Source organism: Streptomyces sp. NPDC052910, assembly GCF_055585605.1.
The window spans coordinates 37,137-54,949 of the sequence record NZ_JBVJJR010000005.1 but is presented as its reverse complement, the minus strand read 5'-3'; the positions used below and the strand labels follow the sequence as shown (position 1 = coordinate 54,949).

Here is a 17,813-nt window from a genome sequence, read left to right as displayed (position 1 = left end):
CCCGCTCCCGCCGGCGGCCCCCCCCCACCGGGCGGGGGCCCCCCCGCCCGCGGCCTGAACCCCCGCTCAAAAGTCGGGTCTCCCCCCCGCGGTGTCCCCCCCCCCGCCACCGTGCACCCGGAGGCGGCGGACCGGCCGGCCCGCCGGTCGTGCTACTCGTCGACCAGCAGCCCGCGCCGCAGCCGCACGAGCGTCCGGGAGAGCAGCCGGGAGACGTGCATCTGCGAGATGCCGAGCTCCTCGCCGATCTCCGACTGGGTCATGTTCCCGACGAACCGCAGGGCCAGGATCTTCCGGTCACGCGGCGGCAGCTCGGCGATCAGGGGCTTCAACGACTCGACGTACTCGACGCCTTCGAGGTCGTGGTCCTCGTAGCCGATGCGGGCCGAGAGGGTGCCGCCGTCGCCGTCGTCCTCCTCGGAGGGCGCGTCCAGCGAGCTCGCGGTGTACGCGTTGCTCGCGCCCATGCCCTCGACGACCTCCTCCTCGGAGATGTCCAGGTGCCGGGCGAGCTCCGCGACCGTCGGGGAACGGTCGAGGCGCTGGGCGAGTTCGTCGCCGGCCTTGGCGAGGGTGAGCCGGAGCTCCTGGAGCCGGCGCGGGACGCGCACGGACCAACTGGTGTCGCGGAAGAAGCGCTTGATCTCGCCGATGATGGTCGGCATGGCGAAGGTCGGGAACTCGACGCCACGGCTGAGCTCGAAGCGGTCGATGGCCTTGATGAGGCCGATGGTTCCGACCTGGACGATGTCCTCCATCGGTTCGCTGCGCGTGCGGAACCGGGAGGCGGCGAACCTGACCAGGGCGAGGTTGAGTTCGACCAGGGTGTTGCGCACGTACGCGTATTCGTGCGTGCCTTCCTCGAGCGTCTCGAGGCGTGCGAAAAGGGTCTTGGACAGGGCCCGCGCGTCGACCGGCTCCACCTCGGTGTACGAGGGGATGTCCGGAAGGGGCGGGAGTGTCGACGACGCGGTCTCCGCCGTCCCGTACGGAACGGTGTCCTCGGAGAGCGGGATGGTTGCCTCCGGGGAGAAGGGGGAACGCGGTTCGTCGAGCCGGGGTGACATGGTCTCCTCCATCGTTCTCGGCATATGGCCGCCGGTGCCATGAGCTCGTGCTGCGGTTTGCGGCGCCTCCGGGCCGTCCGTGGTGGGTGATGTCTTCCTCTAGCCGTATCGGTCTTTACCTATGCTTGGCAAGTCTCGATTGTCCGTATTTGGTGGTAAATGACGGTTGTTCGACTTTCCGCAGGCGTAGGGAACGCGTAGGGTTTCCGCTGTCCTGAGCGGGCAGGCAGGGCACGGGCACACCATGAAGGGATGCGCGATGGCATGCGGAGATACCAGGGAAAAGGTGTCGGAGTCGTGAGCGGGGCCCGGCTACGGGTAGAGGTCCGGCGGCACGGTGCGAGTGCGGTCGTGAAACCGGAGGGTGAGCTCGATCACCATACGGCCGATTTGCTGCGTGAGCCGTTGGAGAGCTGTGCCGAGGAGGTCGGGGCGCGCATCGTCGTCGACTGCTCGGGGCTGGAGTTCTGCGACTCCACCGGGCTCAACGTGTTGCTCGGCGCCCGGCTGAAGGCCGAGGCCGCGGGCGGCTCCGTCCATCTCGCGGCGATGCGGCCGGTGGTGGCCCGGGTGTTCGAGATCACGGGTGCCGGCGCGGTTTTCGCGGTGCACAGCAGTCTCGACGCGGCTCTCGCCGAGTGACGGGCGGACGACGGTGTGTTGTGCGGGCCACCGGTCCGGTGTCGTAGGTGTTCACCGCGTGCGTCCGGGCAGGAGCAGGCTGACCGCTTTGTGCGCGACGACGTCGCGGACTTCGCACGCGAAGACAGAGTCCTCTTTTCCAATCGGTGAATCGGTGAGGTGAAGCGCTGATGAGCACCACCCGGCCGTACCCGCCGGCGCCGGGAGATCCCGGCCCGGAGGCGCACGGCTCAGCCGCGGCCGACCCCGCCGAAACGGCGCCACCGGGCGGCCCGGCCCGCAGGCTCCACCTCGTGGGGGTCAGCGGAGCCGTGCCCCTGTCCCGTGACTTCACCCGCCAGGCGCTCCGGGACTGGGGCTGGCTGCCCGCGGCCGACGCCGATCACCGGGCCGCCGCCGAGGACGTCCTGCTCGTGGTCTCGGAGCTGGTCACCAACGCCTGCCTGCACGCGGGCGGCCCCGCCGAGCTGCTCGTCAGCCGCGGGACGAAGGTGCTGCGGCTGGAAGTCTCCGACCTCGGCACCGGAGAGCCGGTACCCCGCACCCCCCACCGCGCGGGCCGCCCCGGCGGACACGGCATGTTCATCGTGCAGCGGCTCTGTCTGGACTGGGGTGTCGTCCGCAACGCGGACGGCACGGGCAAGACGGTCTGGGCGGAACTGGCCGCCCCCTCGTAGACGGACGCACACCCGGCGTGCCGCCCGCACGCCCCCAGTCCTCTTTTCCTCCCCCGCACGGCCACGGGCTCTCCCGCCGGTGGCCGCTTTGGTGTGCCCGGCGGGGTGCCTCTGGGCCGCGGTGCCGTGCGGCCACGGCTCGGAACCCTCGTGCGACGGCCTGAGAGGCCGCTGGAGGGCCGCACGGGCCCGGCGCGCGCCGGAGGCCCGAGACGGCCCTGGAAACGCGCCGGAGGGCCGCCAGGGCGGGGCCACGCGCCCGTGGAGCCAGGAAAGGCCCGAGCGGCCGACAGCGGCGGACACGCCAAAGTCGATGGGTTCCCGGAGCCGGTGGTCGGCTCAGAGCCGGCGGATCCCCACAGTCGGTGGACGCCCCAGAGCCGATGGCCCGGAGCCGGCAGACGCCCGAGAGCCGGGCGGCGGACGCCCCGGAGCCCGCCGGTGACCGGGAGCCGCCGGGCGCTCTTACGGCGCCGCGTCTCCCGGTCACCATGCCCCAGCAGCCCCATCAGACCCGTCACCCCCCCACGGAAGCCCTCACCCGCGCCCGCCCCCCTCCGCACGCCCTCCCCGCGCACACGAATGCCCCCGGCGCGTCATCGCGCCGGGGGCACTGTGGCTGTGGGACGAGGGAAGGGGCGCCGACCGGGTCGGCGCCCGCCTCAGGGGGCGGTGCGGGTCAGCGCACGTCTCCCATGAGGGCCTCGATCTTCTTGCGGGACGTCCAGACCGCGACACCGGCCAGCACCGCGACCCCGGCCTCACCGAGGATCACGCCGAAGCCGTTGAGGTCCACGCCCGCCGTCGCCATCAGGGTCATGACGCAGTCACCCGCGGTGACCGCGAGGAACCAGACACCCATCATCTGGCTGGCGTACTTCTTCGGCGCCATCTTCGTGGTCAGCGACAGACCCACGGGGGACAGGCAGAGTTCACCGAGGGTCTGCAGCATGTAGATGGCGATCAGCCACATGGGGCTGACGGTCGAGCCGCCCGTCGCCATCTTCATGGGGATGGCGAACAGCACGAAGGAGGCACCGGCCAGCAGCATCGCCGCGGAGAACTTCACCGTGGAGCTGGGCTCGCGCTTGCGGCGCGCCATGGACACCCACATCGCCGCGAAGACCGGGGCGAGGACGAGGACCCAGGCGGAGTTGACCGACTGGAACCAGGTCGACGGGAAGTGGATGCCGAAGACGTTGTCCGTGGTCTTCTTCTCGGCGAAGGTCGACATCGTCGAGCCGGCCTGGTCGAAGATGCCCCAGAACACGGCGGCGGCGACGAAGAACCAGATGTAGCCGCTGACCTTGGTCTGCTCCTCCGACGTCAGCTCCTTGTCCCGCTTGATGCGGGCCAGGACGAAGATCGGGACGATCAGGCCGATCAGGGCGATCGGAACGAGCGCCCAGTTGATCGTGAAGGTGCCGGTGCCGATCACGACGCCGTAGAAGATGGCGGCGATGACCAGCCAGATCAGGCCCTTGAGCAGCCAGGAGTTCCGCTCGGCGGCCGTCAGCGGCATCGGGACCTCGGCGCTCTTCGGGTCCAGCCAGCGGGTGCCGATGAGGAACGCCACCAGGCCGAGGCCCATGCCGATCGCGGCGAGGGTGAAGCCCAGGTGCCAGCTCACCTGCTGGCCGACGGTGCCGATCACCAGCGGCGCGCCGAGGCCGCCGAGGTTGATGCCGATGTAGAAGAGCGTGAAGCCGCCGTCGCGACGCGGGTCCTTGGGGCCGTTGTACAGGTGGCCGACCATCGTCGAGATGTTGGACTTCAGCAGGCCCGAGCCGATCGCCACCAGGGCCAGACCGGCGAAGAAGGTGGGCTTGCCGGGCAGCGCGAGCAGCAGGTGGCCGCACATGATCACGCTGGCCGCGATGGCCACCGTCTTGCGCGGGCCCCAGACCCGGTCACCGAACCAGCCGCCGGGCATGGCGAGCAGGTACACCATGGCCACGTAGACCGAGTAGATGGCCAGCGACGTGGACTCCGGCATGGCCAGACCGCCGCCCTGGCTGCCGGACTTGGCGTCCGGGCCACCGGAGATCAGGTAGAGGACGAGAAGGGCACGCATTCCGTAGTAGGAAAAGCGCTCCCACATCTCCGTCAGGAAGAGGGGGGCCAGGCCGAGGGGGTGGCCGAAGAGGGTCTTGCCGCCGGCGACGGGGGTGTTGTCCCGCGCGGTTGACTCCTTCGTCAGGCTGGACGCCATGGTCGATCCTTGGGTTCCGAGGACGCGCGTGGAGCTGCTGCGCGCCCGTATGGGGGTTGGCCGGCACCGGTCGACGGCTTCGCTCGCCCCCACGCCCTTGGGGTTCGCCTCCCCCTCGGGGGGAGCCGGCAGAGCGGCCCTCGTTCCGGGATCCACGCCCCCGCGCATCGTCGCGCGGCGGACCCGGCCGACAGGTCGTTCAGGTTTCACATAAGAGTGACGTATCAGTGCCGCGTACGGAAGAGACCTCCGGCGCTACTGCCGAGCCGAAGGTCCCAGACGCTGGTACAGACTTCCGGTAACCATACGTCACACCCCGCCCGCATATGGAAGGAGTTGAGACATGGATCACAGGGGTCGGCGGAACCATCCGCCGGGGTTCCGATGTGTCATCCTCTTCGGCCTCCCGCCGGTCCCGGGTGCCAGGACTGCGCTCTGACGTGCGCCCGAGCGGACTACCATCACGTGCATGACCCGAGTACTGCTCGCCGAGGATGACGCGTCCATCTCGGAGCCGCTCGCACGCGCCCTGCGCCGTGAGGGGTATGAGGTGGAGGTACGCGAAGACGGCCCCACAGCGCTTGCCGCGGGGATCAAGGGAGATGTCGACCTGCTCGTCCTCGACCTCGGGTTGCCCGGCATGGACGGGCTGGAGGTCTGCCGGCGGCTGCGCACCGAGGGCCACGGCTTCCCCGTGCTCGTCCTCACCGCCCGGGCCGACGAGGTCGACACCGTCGTCGGGCTGGACGCCGGTGCCGACGACTACGTCACCAAGCCCTTCCGCCTCGCCGAGCTGCTCGCCCGCGTGCGGGCCCTGCTCCGGCGCGGTGCCGCCGAGTCCCCGCAGCAGGGGACGGCGACGCACGGCGTCCGGATCGACGTCGAGTCGCACCGCGCCTGGATGGGCGACGAGGAACTCCAGCTCACCGCCAAGGAGTTCGACCTGCTCCGGGTGCTGGTCCGGGACGCGGGCCGGGTCGTCACCCGTGACCAGTTGATGCGCGAGGTCTGGGACACCACCTGGTGGTCGTCCACCAAGACCCTCGACATGCACATCTCCTGGCTGCGCAAGAAGCTCGGGGACGACGCGGCCAACCCGCGCTACATCGCCACGGTGCGCGGCGTCGGCTTCCGGTTCGAGAAGAACTAGCGCCGCACACGGAAGGACCGGCCACGGGACGGCGGCAGGGCCGGCCCCGGACCGGGCAACAACGGAACAACGAGCCGGAGAACCGCCCGTGCGCCGCCGATTGATCAACTCCACGCTCGCCGTCGTCCTCGTCGTGATCGCGGTCTTCGGGATCTCGCTGGTCATCGTCGAGACCCGCACCATCGAGAACAGCGCGCAGGAGAGCGTGCAGTCCGAGGCGGTGCGGCTGGTGAGCAGCGTCGAGGGCCGGCTGGCCGGCGGCGAACGCGTCGAGTCGGGCGTGCTGCGGGAGCAGATCGCCCCCGACCGGTACGCCCGGGTGGAGATCCCCCACCGTGCGCCCATCGAGATCGGCACCCGCCCCGAGGGCGGCCTGATCGTCTCGGAGCAGTCAGGCGAGCACGGCGAACGGGTCCGGGTGGAGGAGTCCCGCTCGGCCGTCAGCAAGGAGGTCGGGCGGACGCTGCTGGTCATCCTCACGGTGGCCTTGCTGGCCGTCGTCGCCGCCGTCTTCCTGGCCGTCCGGCAGGCCAACCGGCTCACCGCGCCCCTCACCGACCTCGCCGAGACCGCCGAGCGGCTCGGCTCCGGCGACCCCCGCCCCCGCCACCGCCGTTACGGCGTCCCCGAGCTCGACCGGGTCGCCGACGTCCTGGACGGCAGCGCCGAACGCATCGCGCGGATGCTCACGGCGGAACGGCGGCTGGCCGCCGACGCCTCCCACCAGCTCCGCACCCCGCTGACCGCGCTGTCCATGCGGCTGGAGGAGATCACGCTCACCGACGACCCGGACACGGTCAAGGAGGAGGCGACGATCGCCCTCACCCAGGTCGAGCGGCTCACCGACGTCGTGCAGCGGCTGCTGACCAACTCGCGCGACCCCAAGACCGGCTCGGCCGTCACCTTCGACCTCGACGAGGTGATCAAGCAGCAACTGGAGGAGTGGCGGCCCGCCATCCGTGCCGGCGGCCGGGCTCTGGTGCGCTCCGGGAAGCAGGGGCTGCGCGCGGTGGGCACGCCGGGCGCGGTCTCCCAGGTCATCGCGACGCTGATCGAGAACTCCCTGACCCACGGGGACGGAGCCGTCGCCCTGCGCACCCGTGTCACCGGCAACCAGGCCGTGGTCGAGGTCTCCGACGAGGGCCCCGGGGTGCCGACGGACCTGGGCGCGCGCGTCTTCGAGCGGACCGTCAGTGGCCGGAACTCGACGGGGCTGGGGCTGGCCGTCGCACGGGATCTCGCGGAGGCGGACGGCGGCCGGCTGGAACTGCTCCAGCAGCACCCGCCGGTGTTCGCGCTGTTCCTGAGCATGGAGGCGAGGCCGGGGAGCGGCCGGGAGGCCGAATGGGAGGAACTGCCGGCCGAGCAGGAGGAGCGGCGGCCCGAGCAGGGGGAGCGGCGGGACTGAGGCCGCGGCGGGCGGGACCGCCGGCGGGGTCAGTACCGCGTCGTGGAAGCGGTCGTGGAAGCGGACGCGGAGGCCGTGGCCGACGTCGTGGACGAGGCCCCGGTCCGCTGCCGCGGTACCTCCGCCGCCGCCAGAAACGATTCAGCGGTCTCGACTGCCGCTTGCGTCGCCGGCAGGCGCTTGAACACCCACGTCCGGTACGACCAGAACCGGAACACCGTGCCGATCCCCAGCCCGACCACGTTCTTGGCGATGTTGTCCGCCACCGTGGAGGTGAGGCCGAACCCGTAGTGCGACAGCGCCAGGATCCCGTTCTCGATCACCAGCCCCACCCCGCTGAACAGCAGGAACAGCGTCAGCTCCGTGCTGCGGCGGCTCTTGTCGCAGTCGCGGTAGGTCCAGTACCGGTTGCCCACGTAGTTGGTCGCGATGGCGACGCAGGTGGCGATCACGCCGGAGCGGACCACGGCCAGCTCCGAGTGCCGGCACATGTTGAAGACGATGGCGTTGACCACGAAGCCGACGGCCCCGATGGCACCGAACTTGGCGACTTCGCGGACCAGCCGCTCCAGCCGGGAACGCACTGCGCGCCGATGACTCATGGGTTCGTCAGGCTCCGTAAGGATGGGCGGTCAGGGCGTGGGGCGACTCCCCATGCTAGCGAGCGCTCTCCGGGACCGGCCGGGGGACCGGGTGAATACCGGACGAACGCCCGCCGCCCCGCCCGTCGCCACCCGGTGACCTTCCGTCTTGGACGATCATCCAAGGCGGGGCCGGGGCCGGTCGTGCGTGCGGATACCCTAAGAGCGTGACGTTCCCGGTAGTCGGCATGGTCGGCGGCGGTCAGCTCGCCCGTATGACCCACGAGGCGGGCATCCCCCTCGGCATCAGATTCAAGCTGCTCAGTGACGCTCCGCAGGACTCGGCGGCGCAGGTCGTGAACGAGGTGGTGGTGGGGGACTACCGCGACCTCGACACCCTTCGTGCGTTCGCACAAGGCTGCGATGTGATCACCTTCGATCACGAGCACGTTCCGACCGAGCACCTACGGGCCCTGGAGGCGGACGGCATCCCCGTCCGCCCGGGGCCCGACGCGTTGGTGCACGCCCAGGACAAGGGTGTGATGCGGGCGAAGCTCACGGAGATCGGCGTTCCGTGTCCACGACACCGCGTCGTGGCCGATCCGGCGGACGTCGAGCGGTTCGCCGCCGAGGGCGACGGCTGGCCGGTCGTCCTCAAGACCGTGCGCGGCGGCTACGACGGCAAGGGCGTGTGGATCGTCCGTGACACGGCCGGGGCGGAGGACGCCTTCCGCGCCGGGGTGCCCGTCCTCGCCGAGGAGAAGGTCGACTTCGTCCGTGAACTGGCGGCCAACGTCGTCCGCTCCCCGCACGGCCAGGCCGTCGCCTACCCGGTCGTCGAGTCGATCCAGGTCGACGGCGTGTGCGACACGGTGATCGCCCCCGCGCCCGGTCTGCCGCCCGAGCTGTCCGCCGAGGCCCAGCGGCTCGCGCTGCGGATCGCCCGGGAGCTGGGCGTCGTCGGCCACCTGGCCGTCGAGCTGTTCGAGACGCGGGACGGCCGGATCCTCGTCAACGAGCTGGCGATGCGCCCGCACAACTCGGGCCACTGGACCCAGGACGGCGCCGTCACCTCGCAGTTCGCCAACCACGTGCGGGCCGTCCTGGACCTGCCCCTCGGCGACCCGCGCCCGCGCGCCCGGTGGACCGTCATGGCCAATGTTCTGGGCGGCGACTATCCGGACATGTATTCCGCGTACCTCCATTGCATGGCACGCGACCCGGGCCTGAAGATCCATATGTACGGCAAGGACGTCAAACCCGGCCGCAAGGTCGGACACGTCAACATCTACGGCGACGACCTGGACGACGTGCGCGAGCGCGCCGCCCACGCCGCCGGATACCTGCGAGGGACGATCACCGAATGAGCAGCTCCCCCGGCGCACCGGTCGTCGGCATCGTCATGGGCTCCGACTCCGACTGGCCCGTCATGGAGGCCGCCGCCGAGGCGCTGGCCGAGTTCGAGGTCCCTTACGAGGTCGACGTCGTCTCCGCGCACCGAATGCCCCGCGAGATGGTCGCGTACGGGGAGCGGGCGGCCGGCCGGGGGCTCAAGGCGATCATCGCGGGCGCCGGCGGCGCGGCCCACCTGCCCGGCATGCTGGCCTCGGTGACGACCCTGCCGGTGATCGGCGTCCCGGTCCCGCTCAAGTACCTGGACGGCATGGACTCGCTCCTCTCCATCGTCCAGATGCCGGCCGGCGTCCCCGTCGCCACCGTCTCCGTCGGCGGCGCCCGCAACGCGGGCCTGCTCGCGGTGCGCATGCTCGCCGCGCACGACCCCGGCCTGCGCGACCGGATGAGCCGCTTCCAGGAGGAGCTCAACGAGCAGGCGACGGAGAAGGGCCGCCGCCTGCGCGCCAAGGCACAGGGCGAGACAGGCTTCGGCTTCGGGAAGTAAGGGGACGGACGTGATGGAACCGCTCGACCGCGCCCGCGAACTGCTGGCCGCCCACCCGATCGTCGACGGCCACAACGACCTCCCTTGGGCGCTGCGCGAACAGGTCGCCTACGACCTCGACCGCCGCGACATCGCCGCCGACCAGAGCGCCGCCGGCCTGCACACCGACCTGCCCCGGCTGCGCGCCGGCGGGGTCGGTGCCCAGTTCTGGTCCGTGTACGTGCGGAGCGACATGGCCGGGGACGACGCGGTGAGCGCCACCCTCGAACAGATCGACGTCGTCCGCCGGCTGGCCGACCGCCACCCGGCGGACCTGCGGCTCGCCTTCACCGCCGACGACATGGAGGCCGCGCGTGCCGAAGGCCGCATCGCCTCCCTGATGGGCGCCGAGGGCGGCCACAGCATCAACTGTTCCCTGGCCACCCTGCGCGCCCTGTACGCCCTGGGCGTGCGCTACCTGACCCTCACCCACAACGACAACATCCCGTGGGCGGACTCGGCGACCGACGAGCCGCGCGCCGGCGGCCTCACCCGCTTCGGCGAGGAGGTCGTCCGCGAGATGAACCGCCTCGGCATGCTCGTCGACCTCTCGCACGTCTCCGCCGACACCATGCGGGACGCGATCCGGGTCAGCGAAGCGCCCGTGATCTTCTCCCACTCCTCCGCGCGCGCGATCTGCGACCACCCGCGCAACGTGCCCGACGACGTGCTGGCCTCGCTGGCGGCCAACGGCGGTATGGCGATGGTGACGTTCGTCCCCAAGTTCGTCCTCCCCGAGGCCGTCGCCTGGACCCGCGCGGCGGACGAGAACATGCGCGCGCACGGCTTCCACCACCTCGACACGACACCCGAGGCGATGGCCGTCCACCAGGCCTTCGAAGCGGGCCACCCGCGCCCGGTCGCGACGGCGGCGACGGTCGCGGACCACCTGGACCACATGCGGGAGGTCGCCGGGGCCGACCACATCGGTATCGGCGGTGACTTCGACGGGACGGCCTTCACGCCATCGGACCTGGCGGATGTGGCCGGGTATCCGAACCTGATCACGGAATTGCTGCGTCGGGGCTGGTCGGAGGGGGATATCGCGAAGCTGACGTGGGGGAACGCGGTGCGGGTGTTGCGGGACGCGGAGGCGGTTTCCCGGACCGTCGCCGCGCGGCGTGGGCCTTCGATCGCGACGATCGGGCAGTTGGACGGGTGAGTGGCCCCGGTCCCTCCCCCAGAGGGGGGACCCCCAATCACCGTTTCTTGCGGGGGCAAGCCCCCGCACCCCCGAAGCGCGCTGCGCGCGCTGTCCTCAAACGCCGGACGGGCTGGATAGGGCGCCCTACCCAGCCCGTCCGGCGATTGAGGACGAGCGGCGAAGCCGCGAAAAGGGGGTCTGGGGCGCAGCCCCAGGAAACGGCGAAGGGGAGGGACTGGGGCACACCCCCGGAGGGCTAAGCCCGCGGCCGACCCATCGCCCGGAACGACCACCCGGCGGCCCGCCAGACGTCAGCGGACAACGCGTTGCGCCCGTCCAGAATCTGCGGCGCGGCCACAACCTCCCGCAGCGCCGCAGGATCAAGCTCCCGGAACTCAGCCCACTCGGTCAGGTGCAGCACCACATGCGCCCCCCGGCAAGCCTCCGCCGCACTGTCCGCGTAGCCCAGCGTCGGGAACACCCGGCGAGCGTTCTCCATCCCCTTCGGGTCGTAGACGGTCACCTGACCACCCTGCAGATGGATCTGCCCGGCGACGTTCAGCGCGGGCGAATCCCGCACATCGTCCGAGTCCGGCTTGAAGGTGGCGCCGAGGACGGCGACCCGCCGTCCGAGGAAGCCGCCCCCCACCGTTTCACGAGCGAGCTCGACCATGTGCCCGCGCCGCCGCATGTTGATGGAGTCGACCTCGCGGAGGAAGGTGAGCGCCTGATCGGCGCCCAGCTCGCCCGCTCGGGCCATGAAGGCGCGGATGTCCTTGGGCAGGCAGCCGCCGCCGAAGCCGATGCCGGCGCGCAGGAACTTCTTCCCGATCCGCTCGTCGTGCCCTATGGCCTCGGCGAGCTTGGCGACGTCGCCGTCGGCCGCCTCGCACACCTCGGCCATCGCGTTGATGAAGGAGATCTTCGTGGCGAGGAAGGAGTTGGCGGCGGTCTTCACCAGTTCGGCGGTCGGGTAGTCGGTGACGACGAACGGCGAGCCCTCGCCGATGGGCGTCGCGTACACCTCGCGCAGCACCTTCTCCGCGCGCTCGCCTTCGACGCCGACGACGATGCGGTCCGGGTGCAGGGTGTCCTGGACGGCGAAGCCCTCGCGGAGGAACTCCGGGTTCCAGGCGAGTTCCACCTCGGCGCCGGCCGGGGCGAGTTCGGCGAGCTTCCGGGCGATGCGGGCGGCGCTGCCGACGGGCACGGTCGACTTGCCGACGACCAGCGCGGGGCGGCGCAGCCGGGGGGCGAGGGAGGCGACGGCGGCCTCCACGTACGACATGTCGCACGCGTACTCGCCGTGCTTCTGCGGGGTGTTCACACAGATGAAGTGGACGTCGCCGAACTCGCCGACCTCGTCCCAGGAGGTGGTGAAGCGCAGCCGCCCGCTGGACCCCTCCAGCCCCGCGACGTGCTTGCGGAGGAGTTCCTCCAGCCCCGGCTCGTACATGGGCACCTCGGCCCGGCCGAGCATCTCGACCTTCTCCGGGACCACGTCCAGGCCCAGTACCTCGAAACCCAGCTCGGCCATGGCCGCCGCGTGGGTGGCGCCGAGGTAGCCGGTGCCGATCACAGTGATCTTGGGGGCCATGCGTGCTCCAGGTACGTACGGGCTTGCTGACTGCGTGGCCCGAGCATAGTCCGGGGCGGTCGTGGGGAGATTCCCCATGATCTGTCGCTGTCGGCAAGCTCACGTATCCCCGTCCGGGCCCCGGCCCCTAGAATCATGGTTACTAAACGGTAGTTAACGCTCTGGGGAGTTCGCCTTGGCGGGAAACAAGGACTTCGACCTGTACCGGCCGTCCGAGGAGCACGACGAGCTCCGCAAGGTCGTTCGCTCGCTCGCCGAGGCGAAGATCGCGCCGTTCGCCGCGCAGGTGGACGAGGAGGGACGGTTTCCGCAGGAAGCGCGCGACGCGCTGACCGCGGCCGATCTGCACGCGGTGCACGTGCCGGAGGAGTTCGGCGGCGCGGGCGCCGACGCGCTCGCGACGGTCATCGTCATCGAGGAGGTGGCGCGCGTCTGCGCCTCCTCCTCCCTCATTCCGGCGGTCAACAAGCTCGGCTCGCTGCCGGTGATCCTCTCCGGCTCCGAGGAGCTGAAGAAGAAGTACCTGGGCCCGCTCGCCAAGGGCGACGCGATGTTCTCGTACTGCCTCAGCGAGCCCGACGCCGGCTCGGACGCGGCCGGCATGAAGACGCGCGCCGTACGCGACGGCGACTTCTGGGTGCTCAACGGCGTCAAGCGCTGGATCACCAACGCGGGCGTCAGCGAGTTCTACACGGTCATGGCCGTGACCGACCCGGAGAAGCGCTCCAAGGGCATCTCCGCGTTCGTCGTCGAGAAGTCCGACGAGGGCGTCTCCTTCGGCGCGCCGGAGAAGAAGCTCGGCATCAAGGGCTCGCCGACCCGCGAGGTCTACCTGGACAACGTCCGCATCCCCGCCGACCGCATGATCGGCGACGAGGGCACGGGCTTCGCCACGGCGATGAAGACCCTGGACCACACCCGCATCACCATCGCGGCCCAGGCCCTCGGCATCGCCCAGGGCGCCCTCGACTACGCCAAGGGCTACGTCCAGGAGCGCAAGCAGTTCGGCAAGCCGATCGGCGACTTCCAGGGCGTCCAGTTCATGCTCGCCGACATGGCCATGAAGCTGGAGGCGGCCCGCCAGCTCACCTACGCGGCGGCGGCCAAGTCCGAGCGCCTCGACGACGACCTGACCTTCCACGGCGCGGCGGCGAAGTGCTTCGCCTCCGACGCGGCCATGGAAATCACCACCGACGCCGTCCAGTTGCTCGGCGGCTACGGCTACACGCGCGACTACCCGCTGGAGCGCATGATGCGCGACGCGAAGATCACGCAGATCTACGAGGGCACGAACCAGGTCCAGCGCATCGTCATGGCGCGCAACCTGCCGTAACAGCAGCCCGAACGCCCCGGTCGAAGCCGACCGGGGCGTTCGCGTTCTCACCCGCCACCGACCCCGGCCTGGGCCTTGATCGTCTCCACGGCGTCCTCGGTGAGCCAGCGCAGCGGGACCACGGTCCACCTGTCCCGCTTGCGCATGACGACGGCCTTGCCGTCCCTGGTCCGTCCGACGTGCACGAAGCCGTGGTCACGACGCAGGTCCTTCGCCAGGTTCTCGCCGTGGATCACGGGCGCTACTTCCCTTCGCGGTCCTCGTCGTCGGCCATGCTGCTGTGCACGTTCCCGTTCCGGGAGACGCGAGTGTCCGGATCGGTCGCCTGGTCCTGATTCGTGTACGGGTCCCAGTCGTCTTCGTTCTTCTTACCCATCCTTGCGCTCCCTCTGCCGTTGAGTGGTCGGGCGGGGGGCGTCGGCCGCAAGCCGGAAGAGCACGTACTCAGCCGCTGGACGTGCTGTGCGTTCCGGGTCACGGGACCAGTGCGGTGGCGCGTCCGGGAGCGGATCCAGGACGTTTCCTGTTCGCTCAAGAACTCATCGCGGATCGCCTCGACCATGCTCCGCATCTCGTCCCCGGCCACCGCCGCTTGCGTGAAGCCTTCGAACTTACGGACGTATAGCTCGACGTCTTTCGGCTCGGTGACCACCAATTCGGCATGGACGGTTTCCACTGTGACCAGACGGTCGTCCCTGATCACGAAAGCGTGGTTGGCCACGTCGCTTTGCCGGGACCTCAGGGGAACCACACGGATGTCCACGTGGGGGAGCCGGGACATGGAGACGATCCGGTCCATCTGAGCGGCCGGCATGGGGCGGGGCACGATCTGCCATCGAAGGGCCGGTTCGGTGATGACGAAGTGCAGTTTCCTCGTGCTGTCGTAGAGGACGGCCTGGCGTTCGAGTCTGCCGGTGATCGTTCGGGTGAGCGTGTCGTCGCTCAGGTCATGGCGCCGCAGGACGGCCCTGATGTACTCCGCCGTCTGCAGCAGGCCGGGGACGAGAGCCGGCTGGAAAAGCCGGAGAACGGACATCTGGGCCTCAAGCGCTTTGACGGCTTGCCGGCCCTTGTGGACGCCGGTCCTCTTCAGCAGCCGCCAGGCCGTCGCCTCCGTGGCCACGGCGCGCGCGGCTCCGGTGTACTCCGCCTTGACCGCGTCCGACACACCGATGGCGGTCAGGATGCGGTCCACGTCGGTCGCGCTGGGGGCGAGCCTGGAGTTCTCGATCTTCGACAACTTCGAGGGGGACATGAGAGCACTGCGGGCGACCGCCTTGGCCTCCCTGCCGGAGGCCTCGCGCAGCGCCCGCAGTGCCGCCCCGAGCTGAGCTCCGTTCACTCGCCGTGCTTCGCCCACCAGTGTGCGAACGGCTCCGCATGGGCGAGCGCCGTGTCCCGGTGCCGGACGTAGTCCCCCGCTGTTCCCCGGGGGAGTACCTCCACCCTGAGGAAAGCCCCCTGATCGTCATACCGCATGACGGCGACGGTCTCGGTGTCGAACAGAATGACCTTCCGGATGAGCTCCATCGGGATCTCCACCAGCGTTTCGTGAGCGGGAATCTCGAGCCCGTGGTCGGTCGGTGTCTCGCCCTGCACGAGCAAGGTGTCGCGGTCCGTCGCGTACAGAGCCGGGCAGTCCTTGAGGTCACACGCTCTGGCCGGCAGCGTCGCCTTGAGCGTCATCGGTCCCTCTCCTGAGGTGTGCTCCCCGCGTGAATCCGATGCTTCCGGAGCCGCGACCCGTGGGTCAAGAAGTGCCGGTTGAGGGAACGGGAAACCGCGCCCCGAACCGGCGCGGAGCGCCCGAGTGGCGCCCCCGCCCCCCACCCCCCACCCTGGACATCGACCCCTGGGGGGACCGCCGTGCGCCAGGAGGCGAGCGTCATGCCCGAGGTACGTGAGACGTACGCGCCCGGAACGCCCTGCTGGGTGGATCTGATGGCGCCGGATCAGCGGGCGGCGCTCGATTTCTACCGGAATCTGTTCGGGTGGCAGGGGGAGCCCGGGCCGCCGGAGACCGGTGGGTACGCGGTGTGCACGCTGGACGGGCGGGCCGTGGCGGGGATCGGGCCGGCGATGGCGCAGGAGGGGCAGCCTCCGCCGCCGACCGCGTGGACGACGTACCTGGCGGTGGCGGACACCGACGCCACGGCGGACGCCGTCACCCGGCACGGGGGACGCGTGCTGATGCCGGGGACGGACGTGCTGACGTTCGGCCGGATGGCGGTGGTCGCGGACGCCACGGACGCCGTGTTCGGGCTCTGGCAGACCAGGGACTTCTTCGGGTGCGAGGTGGTCAACGAGCCGGGTGCGGTGATCTGGAACGAGCTCAACACCTCCGATCCGGAGGCGGCGGGAACGTTCTACCGGGCCGCGTTCGACATCGAGGCGACGCCGATGGAGGAGGCACCCGGCTATTTCGCGCTGAAGGCGGGCGGCCGGCCGATCGGCGGGATGCAGGGGCTGGAGCGGTTTCCCGAGGGCACGCCCTCGCACTGGCTGACGTACTTCGCCGTGGACGGCACGGACACCACGGTCGACGCGCTCGTCCGGGCGGGCGGCTCGGTGCTGGTACCGCCGTTCGACATGGTGGCCGGCCGGATGGCCGTCGTCTCCGACCCGCAGGGCGGGATCTTCGCGGTCATCCAGGGGGCGGAGCCGGCCTGAGCGCGGCCCCGCCCGACGGAGCGGACCTACGACACCGTGACCCTCTCGTCCTTCTTCAACTGCTCGAAGAGCTGCTTGGACTTCACCGGGTCCCACTTCACGGCCACGCCGTCACCGCGCGTCGCCAGGTTGGCGTTGCCTATCGGCACCGTCATCTGCTTGCCGTCGCCGCCGGTGACGTCCTTCATCGCCCAGAACATCGACGCCAGGTCCCACAGCTCCATGTCGTCGTCGACTATCAGCGTGTCCAGGCCGGAGCCGATCACCGGGTAGAGGGTGAACGGGTTGAGGACGGTGGACGGCGAGGCCGCCTGCTTGGCGAGGGTGTTCAGGAACTTCTGCTGGTTGCGCATCCGGCCGAGGTCCTGGTCGGCCTCCTGGTGGCGCTGGCGGACGAAGGCGAGCGACTGCTTCCCGTCCAGCGTCTGGCAGCCCGCCTTGAGGTCGGCGCCCGAGTCGCGGTCCTTGACCGGCTTGTCGAGGCACATGTCGACGCCGCCGAGCGAGTCGACCAGGCTGCGGAACCCGCCGAAGCCGATCTCCGCGTAGTGGTCGATGCGCAGCCCGGTGTTGAACTCGACGGTCCGGACCAGCAGCTCGGGGCCGCCGTCCGCGTACGCCTGGTTGAGCTTGTGGGTCGAGGCCGGGAACCGCTTGCCGGACTTCTGCCCGGTGAAGGCCGGGATGGTGACGTACGAGTCGCGCGGCAGGCTGAGCATGGTGGTGCCGTTGTCACCGGTGTGCAGGATCATCATCGAGTCGGTGCGCTTGCCGTCGGCCGACCCGGTGTGCAGTTCCTTCTTGTCCTCGTCGGAGAGCCCCTCCCGGCTGTCCGAGCCGACGATCAGGTAGTTCGTGCCGTCGCCGCCCGGCGGGCGCTCCTCCACCTTCCCGAGGTCGACCTCGCGGCGCAGCTTGGAGTCGGCCCAGAAGTAGGTGCTCACGGAGACCACCAGCACCACGGCGAGGAAGGCGAGCAGGCCTATGGTGATCCGCTTGCGCCAGTTCGGCCGGCCGCCGCGCGGCGCGCGTCCCCGCGCGGCCGGACCGCCCGGGACGCCGCCGGGCCCGCCGGGAGCGCCACCGCTCGGGTGGCCGCCGCCGCGCCCGTAGACCTGGCCGGTGTTGTAGCCGTCGTCGGGCCGGCCGCCCGGCGCGCCGGGCCCGGGCCGCCCGTACTGGGGCGGGGGCCCGCCCTGGTGCGCGCGCGGGCCGCCGCGCGCCCCTTCCGGGCGCGGGTGGGCGCCGCCGCCTCCGTACTGGTACCGGCGGTCGTTGTTCCGCACTTCGGGCCACTCGCTCATGGGGAGAAGTGTGCCCGGCCGCGGGACTCGTCCGGACGGGTGGTACCGGACCGGGTCACGGCTGTTGCAGAGCTGACACACGGGCGGCC

The 17,813-nt window shown here is 70.7% G+C and carries 16 protein-coding genes and 2 pseudogenes; 9 read left to right on the top strand and 9 right to left on the bottom strand.

What is annotated here, in order from left to right:
• Nucleotides 1-152 precede the first annotated feature (152 nt).
• Nucleotides 153-1,079, bottom strand: a complete 927-nt coding sequence (locus tag ACZ6X9_RS19455) for an RNA polymerase sigma factor SigF (protein WP_469779238.1) — start codon at nucleotides 1,077-1,079, stop codon at nucleotides 153-155.
• 240 nt (nucleotides 1,080-1,319) lie between these two features.
• Here ACZ6X9_RS19455 and ACZ6X9_RS19450 point away from each other — a divergent pair, with 240 nt between their 5' ends.
• On the top strand, nucleotides 1,320-1,709 hold the full coding sequence (locus ACZ6X9_RS19450) for an STAS domain-containing protein (RefSeq protein ID WP_398272265.1): 390 nt from the start codon (nucleotides 1,320-1,322) through the stop codon (nucleotides 1,707-1,709).
• Between the two features lie 170 nt (nucleotides 1,710-1,879).
• Nucleotides 1,880-2,386, top strand: a complete 507-nt coding sequence (locus ACZ6X9_RS19445; RefSeq protein ID WP_469779237.1) for an ATP-binding protein — start codon at nucleotides 1,880-1,882, stop codon at nucleotides 2,384-2,386.
• Nucleotides 2,387-3,065: 679 nt separating this feature from the next.
• On the opposite strand, the gene ACZ6X9_RS19440 is transcribed toward ACZ6X9_RS19445, so the two are convergent.
• On the bottom strand, nucleotides 3,066-4,598 hold the full coding sequence (locus tag ACZ6X9_RS19440) for a peptide MFS transporter (protein ID WP_469779236.1): 1,533 nt from the start codon (nucleotides 4,596-4,598) through the stop codon (nucleotides 3,066-3,068).
• 469 nt (nucleotides 4,599-5,067) lie between these two features.
• Between ACZ6X9_RS19440 and ACZ6X9_RS19435 the strand changes: the two genes are divergently transcribed.
• On the top strand, nucleotides 5,068-5,748 hold the full coding sequence (locus ACZ6X9_RS19435; protein WP_004952297.1) for a response regulator transcription factor: 681 nt from the start codon (nucleotides 5,068-5,070) through the stop codon (nucleotides 5,746-5,748).
• Between the two features lie 88 nt (nucleotides 5,749-5,836).
• Nucleotides 5,837-7,156 carry an ATP-binding protein gene (locus ACZ6X9_RS19430; protein ID WP_469779235.1) on the top strand — a complete coding sequence of 440 codons (1,320 nt, stop codon included), beginning with the start codon at nucleotides 5,837-5,839 and terminating at the stop codon, nucleotides 7,154-7,156.
• 29 nt (nucleotides 7,157-7,185) lie between these two features.
• Here ACZ6X9_RS19430 and ACZ6X9_RS19425 read toward each other — a convergent pair whose 3' ends face one another.
• A complete protein-coding gene (locus tag ACZ6X9_RS19425) occupies nucleotides 7,186-7,758 on the bottom strand; it encodes a GtrA family protein (RefSeq protein ID WP_469779234.1) in 573 nt (190 codons plus the stop codon).
• Nucleotides 7,759-7,913: 155 nt separating this feature from the next.
• On the opposite strand from ACZ6X9_RS19425, the gene ACZ6X9_RS19420 reads away from it, so the two are divergent.
• Genes ACZ6X9_RS19420 through ACZ6X9_RS19410 form a run of 3 tightly spaced genes read left to right on the top strand, consistent with a single transcriptional unit; the run spans nucleotide 7,914 to nucleotide 10,838 of the window.
• On the top strand, nucleotides 7,914-9,104 hold the full coding sequence (locus ACZ6X9_RS19420; RefSeq protein WP_469779619.1) for a 5-(carboxyamino)imidazole ribonucleotide synthase: 1,191 nt from the start codon (nucleotides 7,914-7,916) through the stop codon (nucleotides 9,102-9,104).
• A complete protein-coding gene (purE, locus tag ACZ6X9_RS19415) occupies nucleotides 9,101-9,637 on the top strand; it encodes a 5-(carboxyamino)imidazole ribonucleotide mutase (RefSeq protein WP_469779233.1) in 537 nt (178 codons plus the stop codon). The genes ACZ6X9_RS19420 and purE overlap by 4 nt, the downstream gene beginning before the upstream one ends.
• Before the next feature lie 13 nt (nucleotides 9,638-9,650).
• On the top strand, nucleotides 9,651-10,838 hold the full coding sequence (locus ACZ6X9_RS19410) for a dipeptidase (protein ID WP_469779232.1): 1,188 nt from the start codon (nucleotides 9,651-9,653) through the stop codon (nucleotides 10,836-10,838).
• A gap of 238 nt (nucleotides 10,839-11,076) precedes the next feature.
• On the opposite strand, the gene ACZ6X9_RS19405 is transcribed toward ACZ6X9_RS19410, so the two are convergent.
• Nucleotides 11,077-12,417, bottom strand: a complete 1,341-nt coding sequence (locus ACZ6X9_RS19405) for a UDP-glucose dehydrogenase family protein (RefSeq protein WP_469779231.1) — start codon at nucleotides 12,415-12,417, stop codon at nucleotides 11,077-11,079.
• A 175-nt stretch (nucleotides 12,418-12,592) separates the two neighbouring features.
• On the opposite strand from ACZ6X9_RS19405, the gene ACZ6X9_RS19400 reads away from it, so the two are divergent.
• A complete protein-coding gene (locus tag ACZ6X9_RS19400; protein ID WP_469779230.1) occupies nucleotides 12,593-13,750 on the top strand; it encodes an acyl-CoA dehydrogenase family protein in 1,158 nt (385 codons plus the stop codon).
• Between the two features lie 47 nt (nucleotides 13,751-13,797).
• On the opposite strand, the gene ACZ6X9_RS19395 is transcribed toward ACZ6X9_RS19400, so the two are convergent.
• From ACZ6X9_RS19395 to ACZ6X9_RS19380, 4 genes and pseudogenes are all read right to left on the bottom strand, one after another.
• Nucleotides 13,798-13,986, bottom strand: a complete 189-nt coding sequence (locus ACZ6X9_RS19395; RefSeq protein ID WP_469779229.1) for a hypothetical protein — start codon at nucleotides 13,984-13,986, stop codon at nucleotides 13,798-13,800.
• A gap of 281 nt (nucleotides 13,987-14,267) precedes the next feature.
• A pseudogene (locus ACZ6X9_RS19390) lies at nucleotides 14,268-15,092 on the bottom strand (helix-turn-helix domain-containing protein); the annotation flags it as partial.
• Complete coding sequence (locus ACZ6X9_RS19385; RefSeq protein WP_469779618.1) at nucleotides 15,089-15,229, bottom strand: hypothetical protein; 141 nt, start codon at nucleotides 15,227-15,229, stop codon at nucleotides 15,089-15,091. The gene ACZ6X9_RS19385 and the pseudogene ACZ6X9_RS19390, both read right to left, overlap by 4 nt.
• A 27-nt stretch (nucleotides 15,230-15,256) precedes the next feature.
• Nucleotides 15,257-15,436 (bottom strand): annotated as a pseudogene (locus ACZ6X9_RS19380) (hypothetical protein); the annotation flags it as partial.
• Nucleotides 15,437-15,637: 201 nt separating this feature from the next.
• On the opposite strand from ACZ6X9_RS19380, the gene ACZ6X9_RS19375 reads away from it, so the two are divergent.
• Nucleotides 15,638-16,420: a VOC family protein gene (locus tag ACZ6X9_RS19375; protein ID WP_469779228.1), complete on the top strand. Its 783-nt coding sequence runs from the start codon at nucleotides 15,638-15,640 to the stop codon at nucleotides 16,418-16,420.
• Nucleotides 16,421-16,446: 26 nt separating this feature from the next.
• Here the strand turns inward: ACZ6X9_RS19375 and ACZ6X9_RS19370 are convergent, their stop codons facing one another.
• Complete coding sequence (locus ACZ6X9_RS19370; protein WP_469779227.1) at nucleotides 16,447-17,724, bottom strand: LCP family protein; 1,278 nt, start codon at nucleotides 17,722-17,724, stop codon at nucleotides 16,447-16,449.
• Nucleotides 17,725-17,813 lie beyond the last annotated feature (89 nt).

Bases quoted from the DNA above. Each gene is read 5' to 3' on its own strand.
- ACZ6X9_RS19455 (WP_469779238.1), bottom strand. From the start codon at position 1,079: ATGGAGGAGACCATGTCACCCCGGCTCGACGAACCGCGTTCCCCCTTC.
- ACZ6X9_RS19450 (WP_398272265.1), top strand. From the start codon at position 1,320: ATGCGCGATGGCATGCGGAGATACCAGGGAAAAGGTGTCGGAGTCGTG.
- ACZ6X9_RS19445 (WP_469779237.1), top strand. From the start codon at position 1,880: ATGAGCACCACCCGGCCGTACCCGCCGGCGCCGGGAGATCCCGGCCCG.
- ACZ6X9_RS19440 (WP_469779236.1), bottom strand. From the start codon at position 4,598: ATGGCGTCCAGCCTGACGAAGGAGTCAACCGCGCGGGACAACACCCCC.
- ACZ6X9_RS19435 (WP_004952297.1), top strand. From the start codon at position 5,068: ATGACCCGAGTACTGCTCGCCGAGGATGACGCGTCCATCTCGGAGCCG.
- ACZ6X9_RS19425 (WP_469779234.1), bottom strand. From the start codon at position 7,758: ATGAGTCATCGGCGCGCAGTGCGTTCCCGGCTGGAGCGGCTGGTCCGC.
- purE (WP_469779233.1), top strand. From the start codon at position 9,101: ATGAGCAGCTCCCCCGGCGCACCGGTCGTCGGCATCGTCATGGGCTCC.
- ACZ6X9_RS19410 (WP_469779232.1), top strand. From the start codon at position 9,651: ATGGAACCGCTCGACCGCGCCCGCGAACTGCTGGCCGCCCACCCGATC.
- ACZ6X9_RS19405 (WP_469779231.1), bottom strand. From the start codon at position 12,417: ATGGCCCCCAAGATCACTGTGATCGGCACCGGCTACCTCGGCGCCACC.
- ACZ6X9_RS19385 (WP_469779618.1), bottom strand. From the start codon at position 15,229: ATGCGGTATGACGATCAGGGGGCTTTCCTCAGGGTGGAGGTACTCCCC.
- ACZ6X9_RS19375 (WP_469779228.1), top strand. From the start codon at position 15,638: ATGCCCGAGGTACGTGAGACGTACGCGCCCGGAACGCCCTGCTGGGTG.
- ACZ6X9_RS19370 (WP_469779227.1), bottom strand. From the start codon at position 17,724: ATGAGCGAGTGGCCCGAAGTGCGGAACAACGACCGCCGGTACCAGTAC.